19 protein-coding genes are annotated in these 22,251 nt (G+C 36.6%); all 19 read left to right on the top strand.

The annotated features are described in order from the left end of the window. The first annotated feature begins 25 nt into the window (after positions 1 to 25). The 19 genes from MKY65_RS22400 to MKY65_RS22310 all read left to right on the top strand — a co-directional run bounded on the left by MKY65_RS22400 (position 26) and on the right by MKY65_RS22310 (position 22,008). Entirely contained in the window at positions 26 to 1,291 is a 1,266-nt protein-coding gene (locus MKY65_RS22400; protein WP_339180957.1) for an ester cyclase, read from the top strand. Between the two features lie 67 nt (positions 1,292 to 1,358). Next, a complete protein-coding gene (locus tag MKY65_RS22395) occupies positions 1,359 to 2,654 on the top strand; it encodes a sugar ABC transporter substrate-binding protein (RefSeq protein WP_339180956.1) in 1,296 nt (431 codons plus the stop codon). 56 nt (positions 2,655 to 2,710) lie between these two features. Further along, positions 2,711 to 3,589, top strand: coding sequence for a sugar ABC transporter permease (locus MKY65_RS22390; RefSeq protein ID WP_256705346.1), 879 nt, complete (start codon positions 2,711 to 2,713; stop codon positions 3,587 to 3,589). After that, on the top strand, positions 3,589 to 4,419 hold the full coding sequence (locus MKY65_RS22385; protein ID WP_256705345.1) for a carbohydrate ABC transporter permease: 831 nt from the start codon (positions 3,589 to 3,591) through the stop codon (positions 4,417 to 4,419). The genes MKY65_RS22390 and MKY65_RS22385 overlap by 1 nt, the downstream gene beginning before the upstream one ends. A 53-nt stretch (positions 4,420 to 4,472) precedes the next feature. Next, entirely contained in the window at positions 4,473 to 5,732 is a 1,260-nt protein-coding gene (hisD, locus tag MKY65_RS22380; protein WP_339180950.1) for a histidinol dehydrogenase, read from the top strand. A gap of 58 nt (positions 5,733 to 5,790) precedes the next feature. Continuing rightward, positions 5,791 to 6,402 carry a cupin domain-containing protein gene (locus MKY65_RS22375; RefSeq protein WP_256705342.1) on the top strand — a complete coding sequence of 204 codons (612 nt, stop codon included), beginning with the start codon at positions 5,791 to 5,793 and terminating at the stop codon, positions 6,400 to 6,402. A gap of 116 nt (positions 6,403 to 6,518) precedes the next feature. Then, complete coding sequence (locus MKY65_RS22370; RefSeq protein ID WP_339180946.1) at positions 6,519 to 7,247, top strand: alpha/beta hydrolase; 729 nt, start codon at positions 6,519 to 6,521, stop codon at positions 7,245 to 7,247. A gap of 23 nt (positions 7,248 to 7,270) precedes the next feature. Then, a complete protein-coding gene (locus tag MKY65_RS22365; protein ID WP_339180944.1) occupies positions 7,271 to 8,023 on the top strand; it encodes an aldolase/citrate lyase family protein in 753 nt (250 codons plus the stop codon). 167 nt (positions 8,024 to 8,190) lie between these two features. Continuing rightward, positions 8,191 to 9,525, top strand: coding sequence for an amidase (locus MKY65_RS22360; protein ID WP_339180942.1), 1,335 nt, complete (start codon positions 8,191 to 8,193; stop codon positions 9,523 to 9,525). 403 nt (positions 9,526 to 9,928) lie between these two features. After that, positions 9,929 to 10,930, top strand: a complete 1,002-nt coding sequence (locus tag MKY65_RS22355; RefSeq protein ID WP_339180939.1) for a LacI family DNA-binding transcriptional regulator — start codon at positions 9,929 to 9,931, stop codon at positions 10,928 to 10,930. A gap of 176 nt (positions 10,931 to 11,106) precedes the next feature. Continuing rightward, entirely contained in the window at positions 11,107 to 12,012 is a 906-nt protein-coding gene (locus MKY65_RS22350) for a dihydrodipicolinate synthase family protein (RefSeq protein WP_339180936.1), read from the top strand. Between the two features lie 26 nt (positions 12,013 to 12,038). Continuing rightward, on the top strand, positions 12,039 to 13,070 hold the full coding sequence (locus MKY65_RS22345; RefSeq protein ID WP_339180933.1) for a TRAP transporter substrate-binding protein: 1,032 nt from the start codon (positions 12,039 to 12,041) through the stop codon (positions 13,068 to 13,070). 216 nt (positions 13,071 to 13,286) lie between these two features. Beyond that, positions 13,287 to 13,805: a TRAP transporter small permease gene (locus tag MKY65_RS22340; RefSeq protein WP_339180931.1), complete on the top strand. Its 519-nt coding sequence runs from the start codon at positions 13,287 to 13,289 to the stop codon at positions 13,803 to 13,805. Further along, positions 13,802 to 15,070: a TRAP transporter large permease gene (locus MKY65_RS22335; protein WP_339180929.1), complete on the top strand. Its 1,269-nt coding sequence runs from the start codon at positions 13,802 to 13,804 to the stop codon at positions 15,068 to 15,070. Before MKY65_RS22340 ends, MKY65_RS22335 begins: the two co-directional genes overlap by 4 nt. Before the next feature lie 23 nt (positions 15,071 to 15,093). Beyond that, entirely contained in the window at positions 15,094 to 16,056 is a 963-nt protein-coding gene (locus MKY65_RS22330) for a phosphoglycerate dehydrogenase (protein WP_339180927.1), read from the top strand. A gap of 47 nt (positions 16,057 to 16,103) precedes the next feature. Further along, positions 16,104 to 17,003: a ribokinase gene (gene rbsK, locus MKY65_RS22325; protein ID WP_339180924.1), complete on the top strand. Its 900-nt coding sequence runs from the start codon at positions 16,104 to 16,106 to the stop codon at positions 17,001 to 17,003. 168 nt (positions 17,004 to 17,171) lie between these two features. After that, the gene (locus MKY65_RS22320; RefSeq protein ID WP_339180922.1) at positions 17,172 to 18,440 is read left to right on the top strand and encodes a lactate racemase domain-containing protein; all 1,269 of its coding nucleotides are present in this window, start codon (positions 17,172 to 17,174) and stop codon (positions 18,438 to 18,440) included. A 44-nt stretch (positions 18,441 to 18,484) separates the two neighbouring features. Further along, positions 18,485 to 20,296, top strand: coding sequence for an L-fucose isomerase (locus tag MKY65_RS22315; protein ID WP_339180919.1), 1,812 nt, complete (start codon positions 18,485 to 18,487; stop codon positions 20,294 to 20,296). 50 nt (positions 20,297 to 20,346) lie between these two features. Then, complete coding sequence (locus tag MKY65_RS22310; RefSeq protein WP_339180918.1) at positions 20,347 to 22,008, top strand: ribulokinase; 1,662 nt, start codon at positions 20,347 to 20,349, stop codon at positions 22,006 to 22,008. The last annotated feature ends 243 nt before the right edge of the window (positions 22,009 to 22,251 follow it).

Genomic DNA, 22,251 nt, shown 5'->3' with positions numbered 1-22,251 from the left:
TTATTTATAGAAAGGAAGATTTCACATGAAGGAAACAAAAAATAATAATTTTACTGAAAAGGAAGAATCGACAAAACATTTGGGGTATTCCGATAACAATATAAGTAAAGCTGAAAAAGAAAATCATCAAAATGAACTTTCGAAGCTTGTATACTATGCAGATAGTTCAGAAGTAAATATGGTGGACTCCAAAGATGATGATGACTATTTAAATATAGATGTAAAAAATATTAAAAAACAAAGTATGCAGGGATTTGGAGACTATCATAATATTATCGATTATATTATTCGGATAACACGACAAATTTGGAAGGAAAAAGATATCGGTCTAATTTACGATACGTATAGCCATGGTGTCCAAATCCATCGAGGGCTTATCAATAGCCATGGTGTAAATGAAGTTATTGCAGGAACACTGCAAACTTTGCAATCTTTTCCGGATCGTACAGGATTAGGGTGGAGTGTTGTATGGTCAGGAAATGATAAAGAAGGTTTTTTTACTTCGCATAGAGGAAGATCAATTGGAACAAATTTAGGTAATACTTTATACGGTCCTGCAACAGGAAAAAAAGTAGTCTTTCGAACGACAGCTGATTGTTTAATACATGAAAATAAAATCTATGAAGAATGGCTGGTAATGGACACTTATCATCTGGTACAACAGCTTGGATTTGATCCAGTAGAAATTGCAAAACGCACTGCAAAACAAACGAGCAAATTAGCTCCAACCCTTCAATTTAATATAGCGCAATCGGCAGAAGAAGGGTTACAGCCACAAGCTTATAAACCCAAATACGAGGGCTTTGAAATTGGAGATTTTATGTTAATGCTCTTTAATCAAGTGTGGGACAGACGCTCTATTAATAAAGTCAAGGATTTTTATGATGAAAATGCTGTTATTCATTATGTATGTAATAGAGATATGATTGGTCATAGTGAGATACAGGGAATGTTTATTAATCTGTTTGCTTCCGTTCCGAACTCAAAAGTTATTTTAGAACGCGTAACTTGTAATAAAAGAGATAATGAAAAGGACTGGGATGTTGCAGTTCGTTGGAGAATACAAGGTCTGCATAGTGGTATTGGGTATTTTGGCAATCCAAGTGGAAAACCTATTGAAATCCATGGAATGAACCATTTTAAAGTAAGAAATGAAAAAATCCAAGAAGAGTGGATGCTCTTTGACGGAATGGAAGTACTTCGTCAAATTTATACAGAAAGCGAAAATGATCCTGAAAATGATAGTGAAGACAATGGATATGACGATGGGAACTTCACAGGTGTATCTTAAGTAATTAACGTTTCATATATGATTTAAAGCTAGTAGGGCTCACAATTAAACATATGAGGTGATTCGTTTGAAAAAGAATATTTTATTCATCATGCTGCTAGTATTCGTTGTTCTATTGACTGCCTGTAATAATAATAGCAGTGAAGATTTAGAAGACCAGACTGTAACAGTTGCTGTTACAGAAGGTAATATTGGTCAGTTTAATGCTTGGGAGGCACGCAGCGAACAGTTTACAGAAGAAACAGGTATTGAAGTCGAGTTTATAGGGATTCCATATGATAATTTGTTAGATAGAATAACAGCTGAAGGAATCTCTGGAGACGCATCTTTTGATTTAGTTACTCATTTGGACGTGATGGGACCTTCTATTTCACAATTTTTAGAGCCGTTAAGTGGATATGCGGATGAAGATTTTTTTGAGCGTTTCCCAGAATCAATTGTAGAATTATCAACTTATGATGGTGAAATCTATAGTTTGCCTCTACGTGCTAATGCACAAGTATTGTTCTATAGAGAAGATGTTTTCGAGGATTTGGGTATTGAACCCCCAACTACATGGGAAGAACTTGAAAACGTTAGCGAAACAATCACTTCAGAAACAGATAAATCTGCTATAACACCGTACTATCAAGCGGGAAATAATGGGCAGAACCTTGCGATATGGGCAAGTTATCTATGGGGAAATGGAGCTGAAATCCTAGACGAAAATAATACTCCTGTTTTTAATAGCTCTGAAGGTGTTGAAGCAACAGAAAAATATATAGATTTGCTAAGAGAAGGCTTTGCTCCAGAGGGATCTGTTTCCTTTGCGGAACAAGAGTCTAGAACTCATTTTAAGCAAGGAAGATCAGCAATGTGGATAGGATGGTGGTGGGTCTATTCTGACTTTAATGCGAGTGACTCGTCGGCAGAGGAAGTACGAGGAAACGTGAACTTTACCACTATTCCAACATGGGAAGATGGTGAACAAGTTGCAAGTGTATCTACTTTTCCGCTTGGGATGATGGAAAGTTCAAAAAATAAAGAAGCTGCATGGGAATTCATGGAATGGCTCAGTAATCCTGAAAATGAAAAAAGTATTGTTATGGATTCGTTAAATGAAGAAGTACCAATGGATCAATTCTCTACAGATATTGTTCAGTTGGAAAATCTTAGAGACGAAGAATTAAATGAACTTGGAGACGATTTGTTTAATATTGGTGGAGACAGTTTTGAAAATGCGAAAACGTTTCCTACTATACCAGAATGGCCACAAATATCAGATATTCTAAGCAGAGCAATATCCAATATGGCGACTGGAGAGGATGTACAGAGCCAGTTAGACGCAGCAGCAGAAGAAGTGGAGCTGCTATTACAAGAATAATATCGAAAAATTAAAAAGGTATTTAATACAAAATGTGTATTAGTGGGAGGGTAAGAATGGAAAGTAAATTTTTCAAATACATTTTATTAGCTCCTGCATTACTGATTATGGCTACAATCACTATTTTTCCATTAGCTAGGTCACTTTGGATAAGTCTTCATGAGTGGAACCTGACAGAAAGTCTTGAAATTGGTTCTTTTATCGGTTTTGATAATTATGTAAGAGCGTTCAATGACCCAAATTTTTGGAATAGTGCATGGGTAACATTAATATTTACAGTTGCTACTGTAATAGTGACAATTGTTTGCGCTATTTTAGTTGCGCTTCTATTAAGTAAAGAAAAAACCTACATTTCTTATTTGAGAGCAGTACTGATTATTCCATTTGCATTAAGCCCTGCTCTCGTAGGTTATTCCTGGAGGTTTATGTTAAATCCTGATTATGGTGTGTTCGCAGCGATAATTGGTTTCTTTATCCCTCCGTTATCCGATGTTGTTTGGTTGGGAAATGCTGTAACAGCAATGATTGCGCTTATTTCTATAGCAGTATGGATCTGGCTTCCGTTTATGTCCTTAATGTTTATAAGCGGAATAATGGGGTTACCAAAAGAAGTATATGAAGCGGCAAAAATGGACGGTGCTAATGGTTTTCAAACTTTTTTTCGCATCACCTTGCCGATGATTCAACCAATTGTTCTTATTGCAACAATATTAATGACGATGTTTGCATTAAAACAATTTGATCCGATAGTTACGTTGACTAGCGGAGGGCCAGGAAATTCAACGGAAGTTTTAAACTTCTTGGTATATAACACGTCCTTTAGATATTTTGATATGGGATACGGGGCAGCTCTAGGGTATATCTTGGCTATTATAACAGTAGCATTTGTGCTGATCTACATGAGGAAATTGGTAAAAGGAGATGATTGGAACTAATGAATACAATAAAACGCAAAAAAACTATTTATTCTGTTCTAGAATTAATTGGTGTATTATTAGTTGTTATTTTTCTCTTTTTCCCAATTTTATGGATTTTATTAACTGCCTTTAAATCCGGGGAAGACGTTTATTCCATTAGTATTATTTTTGAGCCGACACTAGATAATTTCCGTAGATTATTCAGTTCAGCATATAATTTTGAAAACTATTATATGAATAGTTTAATCGTCGTATTTTTCACGCTTATTATAACCGTACCAGTGAGTATTTTAGCAGCATACAGTATATCAAGATACAGAATACCAGGTAAAACGCTGCTTATGTTTGCTATCTTAGCAACCCAATTTATTCCGTTGATTGTTAATGTTATTCCATTCTTTTCTGCGTTTAGAAATTGGGGATTATTGGATACTACAGTGGCGCTTATCATTGTAAACTTAGGACATACCATCCCATATGCGATATGGCTGATTAAAGGTTTTATGGATAGTATTCCAAAAGATATGGAAGAAGCAGGAGCAATCGATGGTGCAAGCAGATTAAGGATTATATGGAATATTGTTTTGCCAATGGCTAAGCCAGGAATTATAACAGCAACTGTATTCTGTTTTGTTGTTGTATGGAATGAGTTTATGTTTGCTCTAATTCTTACAAGCCAAGAAGCAGTTACACTTCCTGTAGCTCTATCCTATTTTGTTGGAGAAAATGGAGTTATTTGGAATGAGATGGCTGCAGCTGGGGTAATTTACGTTATCCCTACTATTATCTTTATGCTTATTGTGCGTAAACAATTTGTAAAAGGAATGAGTGCAGGAGCAATTAAATAAACTGCTAGGTGACTAACATATATTGCCTTAAAAAGATTGAAAGGGGAATTGTTTTGGAATTCATTAAAAAGTCGTCTTATGAAAAAGCAGCAACATCAGAGGAAACCGAACAAACTGTAAAAGATATATTAAAGAACATCCGATCACATGGTGACGAAGCAGTAAAGGAATATGAGAAAAAGTTTGGTAAGTCGGAAAGGACTTCGATTCGTCTGAGTGAAGAAGAAATAGAAATTGCAATTAGAGAATTAACAGATGAAGAAAAACATTTAATAGACAATGTCGTAAAGCGCGTTTCTGAATTTGCTCAAGCACAGTTGGATTGCCTACTACCATTGGACAAGGAATTTGGAGATGGAATTCGTTTGGGGCACAAAGTAATCCCAGTGGAAACAGTAGGAACCTACGTGCCAGGAGGGCGCTACCCACTACTTTCAAGCGGGCCAATGGTTGCTGCTCCTGCTAAAGTTGCCGGAGTAAAGAAGATAATTGCTTGTAGCCCAGCTAACTATAATGGCAGTATTCATCCAGCTGTTATATACGGATTGAAAAAATCTGGAGTTAGTGAAATCTATGCGATTGGTGGTGCCCAAGCTATAGGAGCGATGGCATATGGAACGGAAACTCTTCCACAGGTTGATGTGATATCTGGGCCAGGAAACCGGTTTGTAGCTGAAGCAAAGAGACAGGTGTTTGGAGAAGTGGGAATAGACTTGGTTGCAGGTCCTAGTGAAGTAGTAGTTTTTGCTGATGAGTCCACCAACCCGGAACTAGTGGCTGCTGATTTATTAGCGCAAGCTGAGCATGATCCTAATGCGAGGGCTATTTTAATCAGCACCTCAAAAAAAATGGCTGACAAAACGCTGGAAGAGGTAAACCTGCTTTTAGAGACATTTAACGAAAATTCTCCCGCACACGACTCATGGGAGCGATTGGGAGAAATTATTGTGGTGGAATCGGTTGAGGAAGGAATCAGTGTGTGTAATAAAATTGCAGGGGAACACCTCCATTTACATTTGAAAAATAGTAAAGATATTATAGATCAAATATATAATTATGGTTCTTTGTTTATCGGTGCGAATAGTTCTGTTGTATTCTCTGATAAAGTTTCGGGGACAAACCATACATTACCCACTAATAGAGGGGGGCGATACACAGGTGGTTTATGGGTAGGCAGTTATGTGAAAGTGGCTACTTTTCAAGAAATAACCGGAGCAGGAGTTGATTATTTAGCGACACATTCAAGTAGACAGTCTGAAATAGAAGGACTAGAAGGGCATCATTTATCCGCATTTAAAAGAAAATCAAATTAAATTTGCATGGAAGAGAAATAATTCATTTCATTATACAGATACCAAGGAGGAAAAATAAATGAATTCAGAAAAAACAAATTTCACAAAAGAAATTATCGAAAGGGATTGGGTTGTACGTTTTGATGAAATAAAGGATAAAGCCATTCCGCTAATGTTTATTGATAGTATTATTCCAGGGCATAACCGGCTTAATTATGCTTTGATTGGTGACACCGCAAGTGAAAATGAGAATTATAATCCAGTCATTACTGAGCCGCACGGCTTTCAAATTGGTATGGTAAAGGCGCCTAAAGGAAATGGACCAGCTTATCATACGCACGAATATATCGAAACATTTTTTGTATTAACAGGAGAATGGCGCTTTTATTGGGGGAACAGCGCAGATGAGATTGAAGGAGAAACGATTTTAAAACCATGGGATATGATTTCTTTACCTCCTTACATGTATAGAGGTTTTGAGAATATTGCAGAGGAAGATTCGTGGTTATTTTCTATATTGGAACAACATGAAGTTTTCGACCGTCCCGATCCAATCTGGGATCCAAAGGTAGTGAAAAAAGGGGAAGAATATAATTTCCGTGTAGACGATAAGGGTAAAATGATACCACCAGAAAACTTTAGCCAGCTTGAAAAAGAAATGGCAAAAAAGTTGAAAATGGGCCAGAAGTAAACGAAAGCACAACTTCTAGTTTTGGATGGATGACTGCCTGACCTGCCAGCCGTAGCTTTTATCTGTGCCGGTCAGGCAGATACAATCAAAAAATTTTTATAGAGGGGGACATATCCTTGAAACAAGAGGATTATTTAGAACGAAACAATAAAATTCCGCTTCTATTACTTCCCGGAACACTTTGTAATGAAAAATTATGGGAGCATCAGATATCGTATTTAGCAGATATAGCATCTATTACAGTTGGAGATTTAACACAAAATAATACAATTGAAGGTATGGCATCTAATGTGTTGGATAAAGCACCTGAACGCTTTGCACTTGCAGGCTTATCACTGGGCGGAATGGTTGCAATTGAAATTATGAGACAAGCACCAGAGCGTGTCATGCGGCTGGCTTTACTTGATACCAATCCCAGGTCTCCAACAGATGTTCAAATTGAAACTTGGCTTAAATTTATACAAATTAGTAAAGAAGGTAATTTTACAAGTATAACAAAGGACTACTTAATGCCGGGTTTAATACGGCGAGCTAACCAGGATACATCGCTTGTTCAGAAGGTAATTGATATGGCTGAAGAAGTTGGAGCAGAGGCAATGGAAAGACAAATGACCGCATTGATGTATCGACCTGATGCATTTGAAGTATTGCCAACAATCTCATGCTTCGTAAGCGTAATGGTTGGAGAAGAGGACAGTGTCTGCCCCGTTGCAATGAGTAATGAGATAGTCCAGCAAATTCCAAACTCTGATTTGATGGTGATTAAAAATGCGGGACACCTCAGCAGCTTAGATAATCCGTTGGAAGTTTCTCGTAAATTAAAAGTTTGGTTACTGAAAAATTAGCTTAAAGGGAGTATTTGAACTGTATGACAAAAAACGTGAAAGAAAAAATTTTTAATAATGAAAAAGCATTAGGTGGATTTGTAAATTCATATAATCCTTCACTTGTTGAAATGCTTGGATTTAATGGATATGACTTTGTTGTTATTGATAATGAACATGGAGCATTCAGTCAATCCGAAATTACAGAGATGATACGAACTGCAAAACAAGCCAATATGTCACCGGTTGTACGTACCTCCTATGACCCATCATCTATACAAAAAGCTTTGGATAATGGTGCAGAAGGTATCCAAGTGCCGATGATTAGTAATTTGGACCAGGCGAAAGAAGTTGTTTCTAAAGCGAAATACCCGCCAATTGGAATGCGTGGCGTTGCCTATTCAATTCCAGCAGCGCAATATGGAGTACTGAATGGAAGGGATTATTTAGATCAGGCAAACAAGAATAATCTTATTTCTGTACACATTGAAACAAAAGAAGCTGTAGAAAACTTTGAAGAAATCATCACTATAAATGAAATTGATGTAGCTTTTATAGGTTCAACAGATTTAGCTGTAAATTTAGGCTATGACAATCCTAATCATCCAGAGGTACAGAACGTCATATCGAGTATGTTTGAAAAAGCAAAACGACATGATATAAAAATGGGATTGGTAGCATCTGACTCGACTTCAGCAGCAAAAGCTTTTGATCAAGGCGCCAGCTATGTTGCTGTTGTGATAAATAAGGTAATAATGGAAGCTTTGAAAGAAGTAGCATCCAATTCTAAAAACTAAGTGAATATATTAAATGGGAAGTACATCTCCACTTAAAGCGAATGTTTCTAACTTCATTTACAAAAGTAATTAATAATTAGGAGATGTGCTTTTTCTTGTTTTATGGGAGATACAAATGAACGATTAATAATGTAAAATATTTGTGTTTCGGAAAAGAGGGATTTTCTATGGGATTTACGATAAACGACCTGTTAGATGGATATCAAAAGCGTAAATATACTCCTGTTGAAGTTATCAAGGAATACATACAAAAAATTAAAGAAAAGGATTCAAACCTTCATTCTTATATTACTCTAATGGAAGAAAGAGCGCTTGAACAGGCTAATAAAATAGAAGCTCTTCAGGCAAATAAGGAAAAAATGCGTTTGTACGGTATTCCTATTTCATTTAAAGACGCAATCGATATTTTGGAGTTTCCTACAACAAATGGCTCAAAAATTGACGCTACAAATATTGCTAAAAGCAATGCTGAGATAGTAGATACATTGGAAGCGACGGGTTGTATTACATTAGGGAAAAATAACATGTCTGAATATGCAGCAGATGTCACTTCTAAAAATAAACACTTTGGGGATGTGCTTAATCCTTTAAATAAAAAAAGAATTGCAGGGGGATCCAGCAGCGGGTCTGCTGTATCGGTAGCTGCAGGTTTATGTGTTGGATCTATTGGGACAGATACCTCTGGTTCAGTACGGATACCAGCAGCATGTTGTGGAGTTGTAGGAATCAAACCTACCTCTGGTTTAATAGCAATGAAGGGTGTTACAGCTCTTTCTTGGACATTAGATCATATTGGAGCCATTGCGAACAATATAGAAGATGCAAAATACCTAATAGAAAATACGATTGATACAAAATATCGCCCATTTGATTATGAAAACGGACTAAAAAATATAAAAATTGGGCTTCCTAACGTTTATTTTAATGAATATAATGATAGATTTACGGATTCGATGATAGAATTGGTCATAAAGAATTTGAAACAGTTGGGGGCACAGATTAAAAAGGTTGATGTATCCTTTCTGAATGATGATATGGTAAGGTTGTCCAGAACAATAGGAACCTCGGAAATGACGGTTATACATAATGATAAATATAAAATTTATAAAGATCAGTACAGTGAAGAGCTGATACAAACTTTTAAAAGAGGAAATGAGATTCTTGCAATCGACTATCTAAATGCCCTAAAGACAAGGAAAGAATGGAAGAGAAAAATGGAGAGCGTTCTAAAGGAAGTTGATATTATGATAACCCCGACAATGCCAATTTTACCTCCGTATATTGATGAAGAAATAGTGTTTAAAGGGGGGGAAGATGAAAACATTGGAGATTTTATGGTTCGGTATACTTCGCCGTTTAATTTTACGGGACATCCTGCATTGACGCTGCCGTCTGGAATGAAAGAAGATGGTTTGTCAGTGGGATTTCAGATGATTGCGGGCTATTATAGAGAGGATATTCTTTTTCAAGCAGGAAAAGTTTATGAACAGTTTGTCAAATAGATTTTTATTACATTGCTATATAAGTTGAAATAGAGGTTTTGTCATCTAGCATTCGCTCCAGAAAAACAATATGCTTTTCATAAGCTTGAGCTCAGTCTCCTCGAAAAAGTTCCCTTTTTCTACGAGCGCCTTCTTACTAAGACAGCGATTGATTGTCTCCACGAAGACAATTACATTTTTCCATAGGAGTCTGCGTATTATTTTTCCGATAGCGATAGTGTTTAATCATAAAATAAATGATTTATTATGTTACGCACAAAAGATAGATTTATTAATTCAACTTATATAGTTATGTGCTCTAAATAAAATTAAAAATAACTCATTGACAAACAAATGAAAACGTTCTATTATAATAACATGCTATAACGTTTTAGCAAACATTAAGTAATTTAGGGAGACAAGAATGGCTACAATTCGAGAAATCGCGGAAAAAGCAGGAGTTTCATCAGGAACTGTCTCTTTTATCTTAAATGGAAAAGCAGATAAAATGAGAATCTCAGCTTCCACGCAAAAAAGAGTATTAGAGGTAGCAAGAGAGATGGGGTATCTTCCAAGTATATCAGCAAGAAGACTTAGGAACGAGGGTGAGAAAAACATACCAATAATTACTCTCTTGTGGACCTTAGATGCCAGAGCTTCTTTAGTCAGTCGTTTTTTACAAGGGATACAGAACTTATCTTTATACAGAGATGGATTATTTGAACTTTTAATTCAACCTTATGAAAATGGAAAACTGCATGAAGTAGACAGCTTATATACAGGTACAAGGTTTAATGGAGCTATTATAACAAATGCTTCGAATGAGGATATGGATTTTCTAGAAAATAATAAACTGAAGGTTCCTCTGGTGGTATATTTACGTGAAACTAAAAAGTATAGTTCTGTTACAGTTGACGGAAAGCTGACAGGAAATATGGTAGCAAGCTATCTAGCTGATAAAGGCCATAAAGAAGTAGGTATTGTTATTCCTAATATTTCTTCACAAGCTATTGAGTTGCGCCAAGAAGGTTTTTTAAACGGTATAACAGAATATAACTTAAAGAACACGCATACGTTGTCAGGAGATTTTTCCGAAGATGGCGGCTATAAAACGATGCGAGAATTAATAAAACAATCAGGTGAATTGCCGACTGCTCTTTTCTTCTTAAGTGACCCTATGGCAATAGGCGCTTTGTCTGCTTGTAACGAGTTTGGGTTACGTGTTCCAGAGGATATAGAAATTATTGGACATGATAATAATGAACAAGCACCTTATACATATCCTTCATTAACGACAGTTCATCTACCTGTAGAAGAAATGGCGATAGCTTGTGTTCATCAGCTCATGGATACCATAAATCATCAAATTGAATCTCCTGTTTCTTTGCAATTTAAAACAGAGATTATTGAACGGCAAAGCTGTTAATCTATAAGTCAGTTAATAACTGACTACCTTTTTACTAGCTATAACGTTTTAGCAATTATTTTTTTACCTTTTGCTAAAACGTTTTAGCAAAAATGCTAAATAATTTAAGGAGGTGATTTTACTACAAGATAAATAGAAAGCGCTTTAAGAATAATGGGAATAGAAGGAGATTGTAAATGAAAAAATTATATGGTGTAACAACAGCAATGGTAACTCCATTTGATGAAAATGGGAGAGTTAATCTAGAGAAAGTAGCTCAATTAACAGAATATCTAATTGAAAAAGGTGTACATTGTTTATACCCGTTAGGGACAACTGGGGAAATGATTAAATTAACCGTTGAAGAGAGAAAAGCAATCGCTGAAACGGTCGTTAAAACAGCTAATAATAGAGTAACTGTGTATATTCATGTAGGTGATGTTCATGTTGAAAACATTTTGGAACTAGCATGGCATGCACACGAGATTGGTGCTGATGGTATTGGGGTTGTTACACCTATTTATTTCGGTGTGAATGATAGAGAAATGGAGAATTTTTATGTGCGTATTGCTAATAGTTTGCCAGAAAATTTCCCTATTTATCTATACAGTATTCCGCAATGTGCATCCAATGAACTGGGAATCGAAGTAACAAGAAGGATTGTTGCTCAGTGTAAAAATATTATTGGTATTAAGTTTAGTTATCCTGATTTTACTTTAACAAGTCAATATTTAAACGTTAATAATGATAATTTTGATGTTGTATTCGGACCAGATCATCTATTTTTACCTGCTTTAGCATTAGGCTGTACTGGTACAGTATCAGGAGTTTCTGGAGTTTATCCTGAACCCTTTGTAGCCATTTATAATGCATATCAAGAAGGGGATATGGAAAAAGCTAGAAAATATCAGAAGATAGCTACTAAATATTGTAATATACTAAAAAATGGAAGTAATATGTCTTACTTTAAAGAAGCATTAAAAATACGAGGTTTGGATGTTGGAGTAATGAAAAAGCCACATCTAGATATAGAGTTAGATGAAATTGAGAAATTAAAAGCAGCTTTACAGGATTTAGATAAAGAACTAAGTGTCAATAGTTAAAAAATAAAAGAAAAGAGGTTTTAATTGTGAAAAAACTATTATTAGGAGTGACATTAATCTTATTATTATCAATTATTGCTGCGTGTGGAAATAATGATTCATCAAATGCAAATAGTGAATCAGCAAATAGTGAAGACGATCCAATAACATTTAGAATTGCCGGTGGCTCAGTTGGCCCTGACCATTCACTCACAAAAACATATAATTTTTTAAAAGAGGAACTTGAAGAAAAGTCTGATGGCAGATTACAAGTTGAATTGAATATTGCAGGAGAATTAGGAGAAGACAGGGAAATTATCGAGGCAATGCAAATGGGACAAGTTCATTTAGCTGGACCTTCACCGGCAGCATTAGGCGGTTTTGATAGTTCAGTTGTTATTCTGGATATGCCATATTTGTTTACTGACCGCGAGACAGCATATGAAGCTTTAGATGGAGAACCTGGACAAATGATTTTGGATAACTTAGAAGAACATGGTTTTAAGGGATTGGGTTATTTTGAAAACGGATTCAGAAACCTGACAAACAATGTACAACCTGTTGAATCAATTGAAGATATACAAGGTTTATCTTTAAGAACAATGGAAAATCAAACACACATCGAAGCATGGAAATTACTGGGTGCCAACCCAACACCAATGGCATTAGGTGAATTATATACGGCTTTACAGCAAGGAACAATAGATGGGCAGGAAAATCCATATGGTTTAATTTATGCTAATAAATTCTTTGAAGTTCAAAACTACCTAACAGAAACAAAACACGTTTATGCTCCCAATGTAATGATTACAAATAAAGATTTCTATGACGAATTACCAAGTGATCTGCAAGAAGTTATTTCTAATGCAATTGTTGCAGCTACTGAATATAACCGTGAATTGGCACAAGAAGAAGAAATCGAGGCAAAAGAAGCATTAATTGATGAAGGAATGGAGATATATGAATTTTCTGATGAACAACTGCAAGAAATGCAGGAGCTGACGGAGCCTGTTTATGAAATGTTTAAAGATGAAATTGGCGAAGATGTTGTAGAAACGTTCCTTAATACTCGTAAGTAAAAGATTAATACAGAAACGTTATTTAAACTGTGAAATAATTATCCCAACTAGCTCAGGAAGAAAAACCGGCTTTAGAAGTTATTAATATAAGAAAAACACCAGCTTATTTTTAAACATGCACTTGTTTTCAATAGCAGAATTTGTTTAGAAAATTATTCTGAGCAAGTGGGATATTATAAACGATTATAATTTTAAGGACCTCTAGGAGGTATTAATATGAACATCATACGAAAATTGAATGAACATATAGAAGAGTGGATTGTAGTTATGCTTCTAGTTATATCTCTATCCGCAATTAGTTTACAAATGTTTATGCGATATTTTTTGAACAATTCGCTAGCATGGTCGGAAGAACTTGCAAGGTATTGTTTTATATGGCTTATTTATATTGGAATTGCCTATGCTGTAAAAAAATCTAGACATATTACTTTGGATATTGTATATGATTTAGTTCCAGATTTAGTTAAGAAGATATTCTTATTAATTTCCAATATTTTAGTTGGTATCTTTGCATTATTTGTGATTTACTATAGTTATTTTTTAATCGAACAATTAATGACTTATGGGCAAACTAGTGCTGCGATGCGCATTGACATGGTATATGTGTATCTATCCGTACCTATAGGAATGGTTTTAACTTTAATAAGGTTATTACAAAATACTTTTTATATTGTAAAAAATTGGGGGACACTCAAACTAAAAGAAGAGGACATAGAAGGGGGGAGCAGCTTGTGATGACATTAATTTTGTTTGGCTCATTTATATTATTTATGATTGTGAGAGTTCCAATCGGTTTTGCTCTAGGCTTGGCTTGTCTGGTAACTATTTTTTACAGTGGAGCAGTTTCACCAGAATATTTAGTGCAAGGATTAGTCACATCTGCCGATTCCTTTCCCTTAATGGCTATTCCGTTTTACATTCTTGCTGGAGAAGTCATGGGACGAGGCGGTATTTCAAAACGCTTATTTGGTTTCGCGAAAATTTTTGTCGGAAACATCACAGGTGGGCTGGCTATAGCAACTGTTATAACCTGTATATTTTTTGCAGCTATTTCTGGTTCTGGTCCTGCAACCGTAGCGGCAATTGGCGGTATGGTTATTCCGTTAATGGTTCAACAAGGTTATGATAAAAAATTTGCAACTGCATTGATTGTTTGTGCAGGTACAATAGGCGTTATCATACCGCCAAGTATACCCATGGTTATTTATGGGATTTCGGCATCTGCTTCTATTGGAAGTTTATTCTTATCTGGTATTATTCCAGGTTTGTTAGTAGGAGCTTTACTTATATTTTATAGTTATTTTTACGCGAAAATACACGGATATCAGAAAGATAACCAAAAGTTTTCTTGGAAATATGTCGGTAAGGAATTCATTGGTGCTTCTTGGTCATTAGCAATGCCGGTTATTATTCTTGGTGGTATCTATGGCGGGATTTTTACACCGACTGAGGCTGCAGTTGTAGCAACCGTTTATGGTTTAATTGTTGGCGTTTTCGTATATAAAGAGTTGAAACTTAAAGACTTATTTAGTGTATTCAGCAATTCAGCGTTAACAACAGCGATTATTTTAATCATTACGGGAACAGCGACATTTTTCGGAAGGATATTATCGATAGAAAGTATTCCAACTATGGTGGCAAATGCGATTACTAGTATTTCTGATAATCCTATTATCCTTTTAATAATCATTAATTTATTTCTATTATTTATAGGCACATTCATGGATGTTATTGCTTCCATCATTATATTGACGCCTATCCTTTTACCAGTTGCTGTAGAGATTGGAGTAGATCCAGTTCATTTTGGCATTATCATGGTTGTGAATTTAGCTATCGCTTTGATAACCCCTCCAATTGGCGGAACATTATTTGTAGGAGTAGGTATCTCTAGGCTTTCAATATGGGAGGTGAGTAAAGCTGCCGCTCCAATGTTCGTATTAATGGTGTTAGCTTTAATGGTTGTTACATTCTTGCCTCAGATTAACGTATTTCTACCCTGAAAATGAATTTGGAGGAAATTAAGATGAGTCAGCAAAAAAAAGTTTTAGTTACTGCTACCAATTATTCTCAATTGTGTGCAGAAGCCAAACAATTATTAGAAAAAAATAATTTTGAAATTATTGAAAACCCGCATGACAGACCGATGAAATTTGGTGAGTTAAAAGAAATTATTGGTGATATCGATGCAGTTGTGGCAGGAGTTGATACATGGGACGAGTCTATATTTAAGTTTGCGCCTAACTTGAAAGTTATTTCAAGGTTTGGAGTAGGTGTTGATAATATCAATTTGGACCAGGCAAAAGAGTATGGAATTCAGGTTACGAATGCACCGAGACTTAACTCGAATGCGGTTGCGGAATTAACGGTAAATCTTATTTTAAATAGTTTACGTAATACTGTAAATTTACACGCCTCGACCAGACAAGGGCATTGGGAGCGTTTTGTAGGTACAGAATTAAAAGGTAAAAAAGTTGGTTTACTAGGGTTTGGAAACATTGCGCAAAGTGTAGCAAAAAAATTATATGGCTTTGATGCGGAATTATTGGCCTATGATAAGTTCCCTAATAAAGAGATTGCTGCTAGATATGATGTTCACTTTACTTCATATGAGGAAATATTACAAGCCAGTGATATTGTTAGTATGCATCTTCCGAACTTGCCAGAGACACAACATTTTATGAATAAGGAAAGATTCAATCAAATGAAGCAAGGCTCCTATTTTGTTAATACATCTCGGGGTGCCCTTGTAGATGAAAAAGCGTTGTATGAAGCACTGGAAACAGGAAAATTAGGGGCTGCAGCAATTGATGTTTATGAAAAAGAACCAATCACTCGTGATAATCCACTGTTTCATTTCGATAATATTATCACTACGCCACACACAGCTGCAGAATCTTATGAAGTATATCATTCCGTAGGCTTAATGACGGCTCAAGCTATTATAAGTGTTTTTCAAGAGACAACACCTGATAATCTATTAAATTAATATACTTATTGAGGCTCATTAAAGAATAGATATGAGGAGTGAGTAGCGTGAGACGAGAACCAATTATTACTGTAATTGGAAGTATTAATATGGATTTAGTTGTTTCGGTTGACAGAAAACCGAATCGTGGTGAAACGGTTAAAGGGGAATCATTTGATACCTTGCCTGGAGGTAAAGGGGCGAATCAAGCGATAGCCTTAGCCAGATTAGGAGCAACTGTAAATATGATTGGCATGGTAGGCGATGATGCTTTTGGGCATGAATTGAAAAGCAATCTGGAGAAAGAAAATGTTCAGGTGGAAGCAGTAGGAGTAACAGCGGGAATTTCTACTGGTGTAGCAGTGATTACGATAGCTGAAAATGACAATAGTATTGCAGTTGTCTCTGGAGCCAATGAAAAGGTTACGCCAGCTTATATTCGTGAATATGAGAAAATTATTAAACAAAGCGATATTGTATTAACACAATTTGAGGTTCCGATAAGTACCGTTGAAGAAGCGGCTATGATTTGTGAGAAGCATGGTATTCCAATCGTGTTAAATCCAGCTCCATTTGAAAAACTGTCAGATTCTCTTTTAGATAAAGTAACATATTTAACTCCAAATCAACATGAATATGAGCTCATTAAAGGATATAAAAGATCTTTTGAAAATGACTATCAATCTAAATTAATTATAACTAAAGGAGAAGTTGGAGCTGTTTTTTTTGAGAATGAAAAGCCGCAAATAGTATCTGCATTTACAGTTAAGCCAATCGATACAACAGGTGCAGGTGACACCTTTAATAGTGCATTCACTTATATGATGACTAAGACTAATAATATTGAAGAGGCATGTCGATTTAGTAATGCTGCTGCTGCGCTATCTGTATTAAAGAGAGGAGCTCAGTTAGGAATGCCAACAAAAGAAGAAGTCAACAGTTTTCTTTCTGAGCAACAATCTGAGTAAAAAAAATTTATTTAGCAAATCATTCAGACGAAGCTTCGGTAATAGTGGGAAACGGGAATTTAATGAAATAATAAGACTGGAGCAGTGCTACACATAATTAGAAGTGCTTACGGTCTTTTCATTTTTAAATATAGCGCTTAAGAAAATATGCTATTTTGGAGGACTCAAATGTTTAATAATTTGGAAACTCAACTTAATGTAAAAAAGGTAGCATTGTCTGAAATGTATCCAGTTACTCAATTATTTAAAAGCTATAAGTTAAAGAATATAGAGGAAAGGATTCAAACTCAATTTGAAGAAGAGTTGATTCAATCAAAAGTAAAATTAGGTTCTTCTGTGGCTATTGCTGTTGGAAGCAGAGGTATTGCTCAACTAAAAAAGATTGTATCGGTTGTGATTGAAGAAATAATAAAAGTTGGTGGAAAACCATTCATTGTTCCAGCAATGGGGAGCCATGGTGGTGCAACAGCTGAAGGGCAGGCACGTGTTCTTGAAAGCTTCGGAATATGTGAACGAACAATGGGTGTGCCAGTTGTTTCTTCAATGGAAACAGTAGGAGTTTGTAAATATAAAAAAGATGTTACTTTGCATTTTGATAAACATGCTTATAGAGCTGATGCGATCGTTGTGATAAACAGGATTAAAGCACATACTGATTTTAATGGTCCAGTTGAAAGCGGCTTGTCGAAAATGGTTACTATAGGTCTCGGAAAACATAAAGGAGCTTCGTTATTGCATCAACTGGGCTTCGATAATTTCCATGAAGTGATTCCTGAAGCAGCACAGTTATTGATTGAAAACACTCCAATAGCCTTAGGAGCAGCTATATTAGAAAATGCCTATCATGATGTAGTAGATGTTGAGATATTACCGGCAGAAGAGATTTCTGAAAGGGAGCCCTTATTGTGTAAAAAAGCAAAAGAGTTTATGCCTTCTCTTCCGTTTGCTGATTTGGATGTTCTATATATTGATGAAATAGGTAAAAACATTAGTGGATCAGGTTTAGATACAAATATTGTAGGGAGAAAAGTAGGGATTGTAGAGCCTAAAATAAATAAAATTATTGTAGGTGATATTACTGCTGAATCGTATGGGAATGCAACGGGAATTGGTTTGGCAGATATTACAACGCAAAAATGCTTACAGAAAATCGATTTTACCAGCATGTACTTAAATTGTATTACCTCAACGGATTTAAGAGGTGTAAAAATCCCTTTGGTTGCTGAGTCGGATCAACAAGCCTTAGAAATAGCTTGTCAAACTAGTAATCAACCTAATTTAGAAAAATTAAAAGTAGTTCGAATTAAAAATACATTATCGTTAGAAACGTTTTTTGTTTCAAGAGCATTATTACCAGAAATAGAACAATTAGAAGGAATTCAAGTTGTTGGAGATCCTGTTAAATTCGAATTTAATCAAAATGGGTATTTATCTTGATGTAGTTAAAAATCAAAACAAATAATAAAACGGGAGGAATGAACATGTTAACAAACAAAGACAATCTTTCTAAAAACACCGGAAAAAGGTGGGTTGGAGAATTTCCTAAAATCGGGATTCGTCCTGTCATTGATGGTCGGCAAGGAGGAATTCGAGAATCCTTAGAAGAGGTTACGATGAAAATGGCAACAAGTGTGGCAAGTCTGCTAAAGGAGCAGTTACGCTATCCAGATGGCTCTCCACTAGAATGTGTCATTGCAGATACGACCATTGGCGGTGTTGTGGAAGCAGCCCAAGCACAAGAAAAGTTTAAGAAAGAGGGAGTTGCTGTAACGATTACTGTCTCTCCCTCCTGGTGTTATCCAACAGAGACAATGGATCAAGACCCTCATACGATTAAAGCAATATGGGGATTTAATGGTACGGAAAGACCGGGAGCTGTCTATTTAGCGGCTGCGTCTTCTGCGCATAATCAAAAGGGCTTGCCAGTATTCAACATTTATGGCCGAGATGTACAAGAGATGAGTGATTCTTCCGTTCCTGAAGATGTACAAACGAAATTATTACAGTTTTCCAAAGCTGCACTTGCAGTCACAACGATTCGGGATAAATCATATCTTTCCATCGGTTCGGTATCAATGGGGATAGCAAGCAGTGTCGTCATCGAAGACTTTTTCCAGAAATATCTAGGAATGCGAAATGAATACGTAGATATGAGTGAAATCATAAGAAGACTACAAAATGAAATCTATGATGAAGAAGAATTTGAGTTAGCTTATACGTGGGTACGGGAAAATTGTCAAGAAGGAGAAAATACGAATTTACCAGAGGCGCAGCGAACGGAAGAACAAAAAGAGAAGGATTGGAAAACCGTTGTCAAAATGGCACTTATTGCAAGAGACCTTATGATTGGCAATCCAAAACTAGCCGAAAAGGGCTATGGAGAAGCAGCGTTAGGGCATAATGCGATCGCTGCCGGTTTCCAAGGACAGCGGGCATGGACAGATTTTATGCCAACTGGTGACTTTATGGAGGCAATTTTAAATTCGTCCTTCGATTGGAATGGAATAAGAGAGCCATTTATGGTGGCAACGGAAAATGATACATTAAATGGAATTACGATGCTGTTTGGGCATATGCTGACAAACGCAGCACAAATATTTGCGGATGTTCGCACCTATTGGAGTCCCGAAGCTGTTAAACGTGTAACGGGTAAAGAATTAACAGGAGCAGCATCAAATGGAATTATTCATTTGCTGAACTCTGGACCAGCAGCTTTGGACGGAACAGGACAGCAAGAAAAAGATGGTACACCTGCCATGAAACCATTTTGGGAAATCTCAGAAGAAGAGGTGAATAAATGTCTGGATGCAACAAAATGGTGCCAAGCCGTTGATTTCTTCCCAGGAGGGGGCTTTTCGACGGATTACACAACTAAAGGCGGCATGCCTGTAACAATTGCACGAATCAATATCATTGATGGGCTTGGACCTGTTCTGCAAGTTGCGGAAGGATATAGTGTAGAGCTGGAACAAGATGTGCATGATACATTGGATAAAAGAACAGATTCTACCTGGCCGACGACTTGGTTTGTTCCGAAGCTGACAGGAGAAGGCGCATTTAAGGATGTTTATTCCGTGATGTACAATTGGGGCTCCAATCACTGTGCGGTAAGTTATGGGCATATTGGTGATGATTTCATTACGTTAGCTTCGATGCTTCGGATTCCGGTTTCGATGCATAATGTAGATGAAAGTCGTATTTTCCGCCCTAGTGTTTGGGGTGCGTTTGGGAGTGGAGACTTTACGGGAGCCGATTATCGCGCTTGTCAAACTTATGGACCTTTATATAAGTAATGATAAACCATTTTGAGCTTACGAATGCAGTGATGAAGGAGGGGAAAGGCTTGTCACGAAAATATACCATCGGTGTTGATTTTGGGACAGAATCAGGCAGAGTTCTCTTAGTGGATGTACAGAACGGAGAAGAGATTGCCACACATGTTACGCATTATAAACATGGTGTTTTAGATGAAAGTCTGCCAAATGGGAAAATGCTTCCGCCGGACTGGGCATTGCAGCATCCTGGAGATTATTTAGATGTGCTCTATCAATCTATACCGCAAGTAATTGAAAAGGCGCAGATTGAAAAAAGAGATATTATTGGGGTAGGGATAGATTTTACATCATCTACTATCTTACCATTAGATCAAGCAGGGGAGCCGTTATGCTTTCAACAGGAGTGGGAAAGTAACCCGCATAGCTGGGTGAAGTTATGGAAGCATCATGCGGCGCAAAAAGAAGCAGATGAAATAACACAGCTTGCGAAAGAGCAAGATGAAGATTTCTTAAGCTTATATGGCGGAAAAATTTCTTCGGAATGGATGTTTCCTAAAATATTGCAAATTGTTAAAGAGGCTCCTGAAATCTATGAAAAAACAGATTTATTTATGGAAGCATGCGATTGGATTACTTCTAAATTAACAGGAAAACTAATACGAAGCAGTAATACCTGTGGTTATAAAGGGTTCTGGAGCAAGAAAAATGGTTTTCCGGAAGCATCCTTTTTTAGCATGTTAGATGCTAGATTGGAAGGTGTTTTAGAAACAAAAATGCGGGGGAAAGTTCAATCCATTGGGGGAAAAGCAGGAGCACTGGCAGAAGGAATGGCAGAGAAAATCGGTCTCCTCCCGGGAACTTCTGTTGCCGTAGGAATTATTGATGCGCATGCCGGCGTAGCTGCAGTTGGTGCGGTGCATCCTGGACAGTTTGTGATGGCAATGGGTACGTCTACTTGTCATATGTTGATTGCTGATAAAGAAGAGAAAATCGAAGGCGTATGCGGGATTGTAGAAGACGGGATTATTCCAGGTTACGTTAGTTATGAGACAGGGCAGGTAGCTGTAGGAGATTCATTTGCCTGGTATGTGGATCATGCAGTTCCAAGCTATATTTTACAAGAGGCAAAGGAAAAAGGAACGAATGTACATGCATTATTGGAGGAAAAAGCGTCAATGTATAAGCCGGGACAATCCGGTCTGATAGCTTTGGATTGGTGGAATGGAAATCGTTCTGTTTTGGTTGATGCTCATTTATCTGGGATAATTGTCGGTTTGACACTAGCCACCAAACCAGAAGAAATATACCGGTCCTTATTGGAATCTACTGCCTTTGGAACAAAGAGAATTATTGAAGGGTATCTTCACGCCGGTATTGAAGTAAATGAAATTTTTGCAAGCGGCGGATTGCCGCAAAGAAATAGATTACTAATGCAAATCTATGCGGATGTAATCAATAGAGAAATTAAAATACCAGATTCCAGTCAAACTACTGCGCTTGGAGCGGCGATGTATGCGAGTGTTGCAGCCGGAGGGGAGAAGGGCGGCTATGATACCATTTTCGAAGCTGCTGAAAAAATGGCGAAAGTAAAAGAAGAAGTGTTTACGCCAATTCCAGAAAACGTGCAGCTTTATGAAGAACTTTACCAATACTATCTGGATGTGCATGATTATTTTGGAAAAGAGAATAGTAGCGTGATGCATGGTTTGAAAAGAATGAAATTGGGATAAGAGATAATAAAAGTAGTAAACAGAAGAAATGTCTCCCCGTCTTTAAATATATAGAAGAAGGGACCCCCTCACCAAAGGTCCCTTCTTCTACCCAATCAAAGTCCCCAAACATCATCTCTTTAATTTCTTCCCTTGCATGGCTTCTCTGGTAAGGTATCCCCGAGATTATGCCTCCTTAGAGACAAGGAATGCCCAATTGGTGTTGCAAGCAACCCGACTAATTTTATTTTGAAATATAAAAAA

Source organism: Oceanobacillus sp. FSL W7-1293, from assembly GCF_037969815.1.
In the GTDB taxonomy this organism is placed as follows: Bacteria; Bacillota; Bacilli; order Bacillales; family Amphibacillaceae; genus Oceanobacillus; species Oceanobacillus oncorhynchi.
This window is presented reverse-complemented; position numbering and strand designations above follow the sequence as displayed.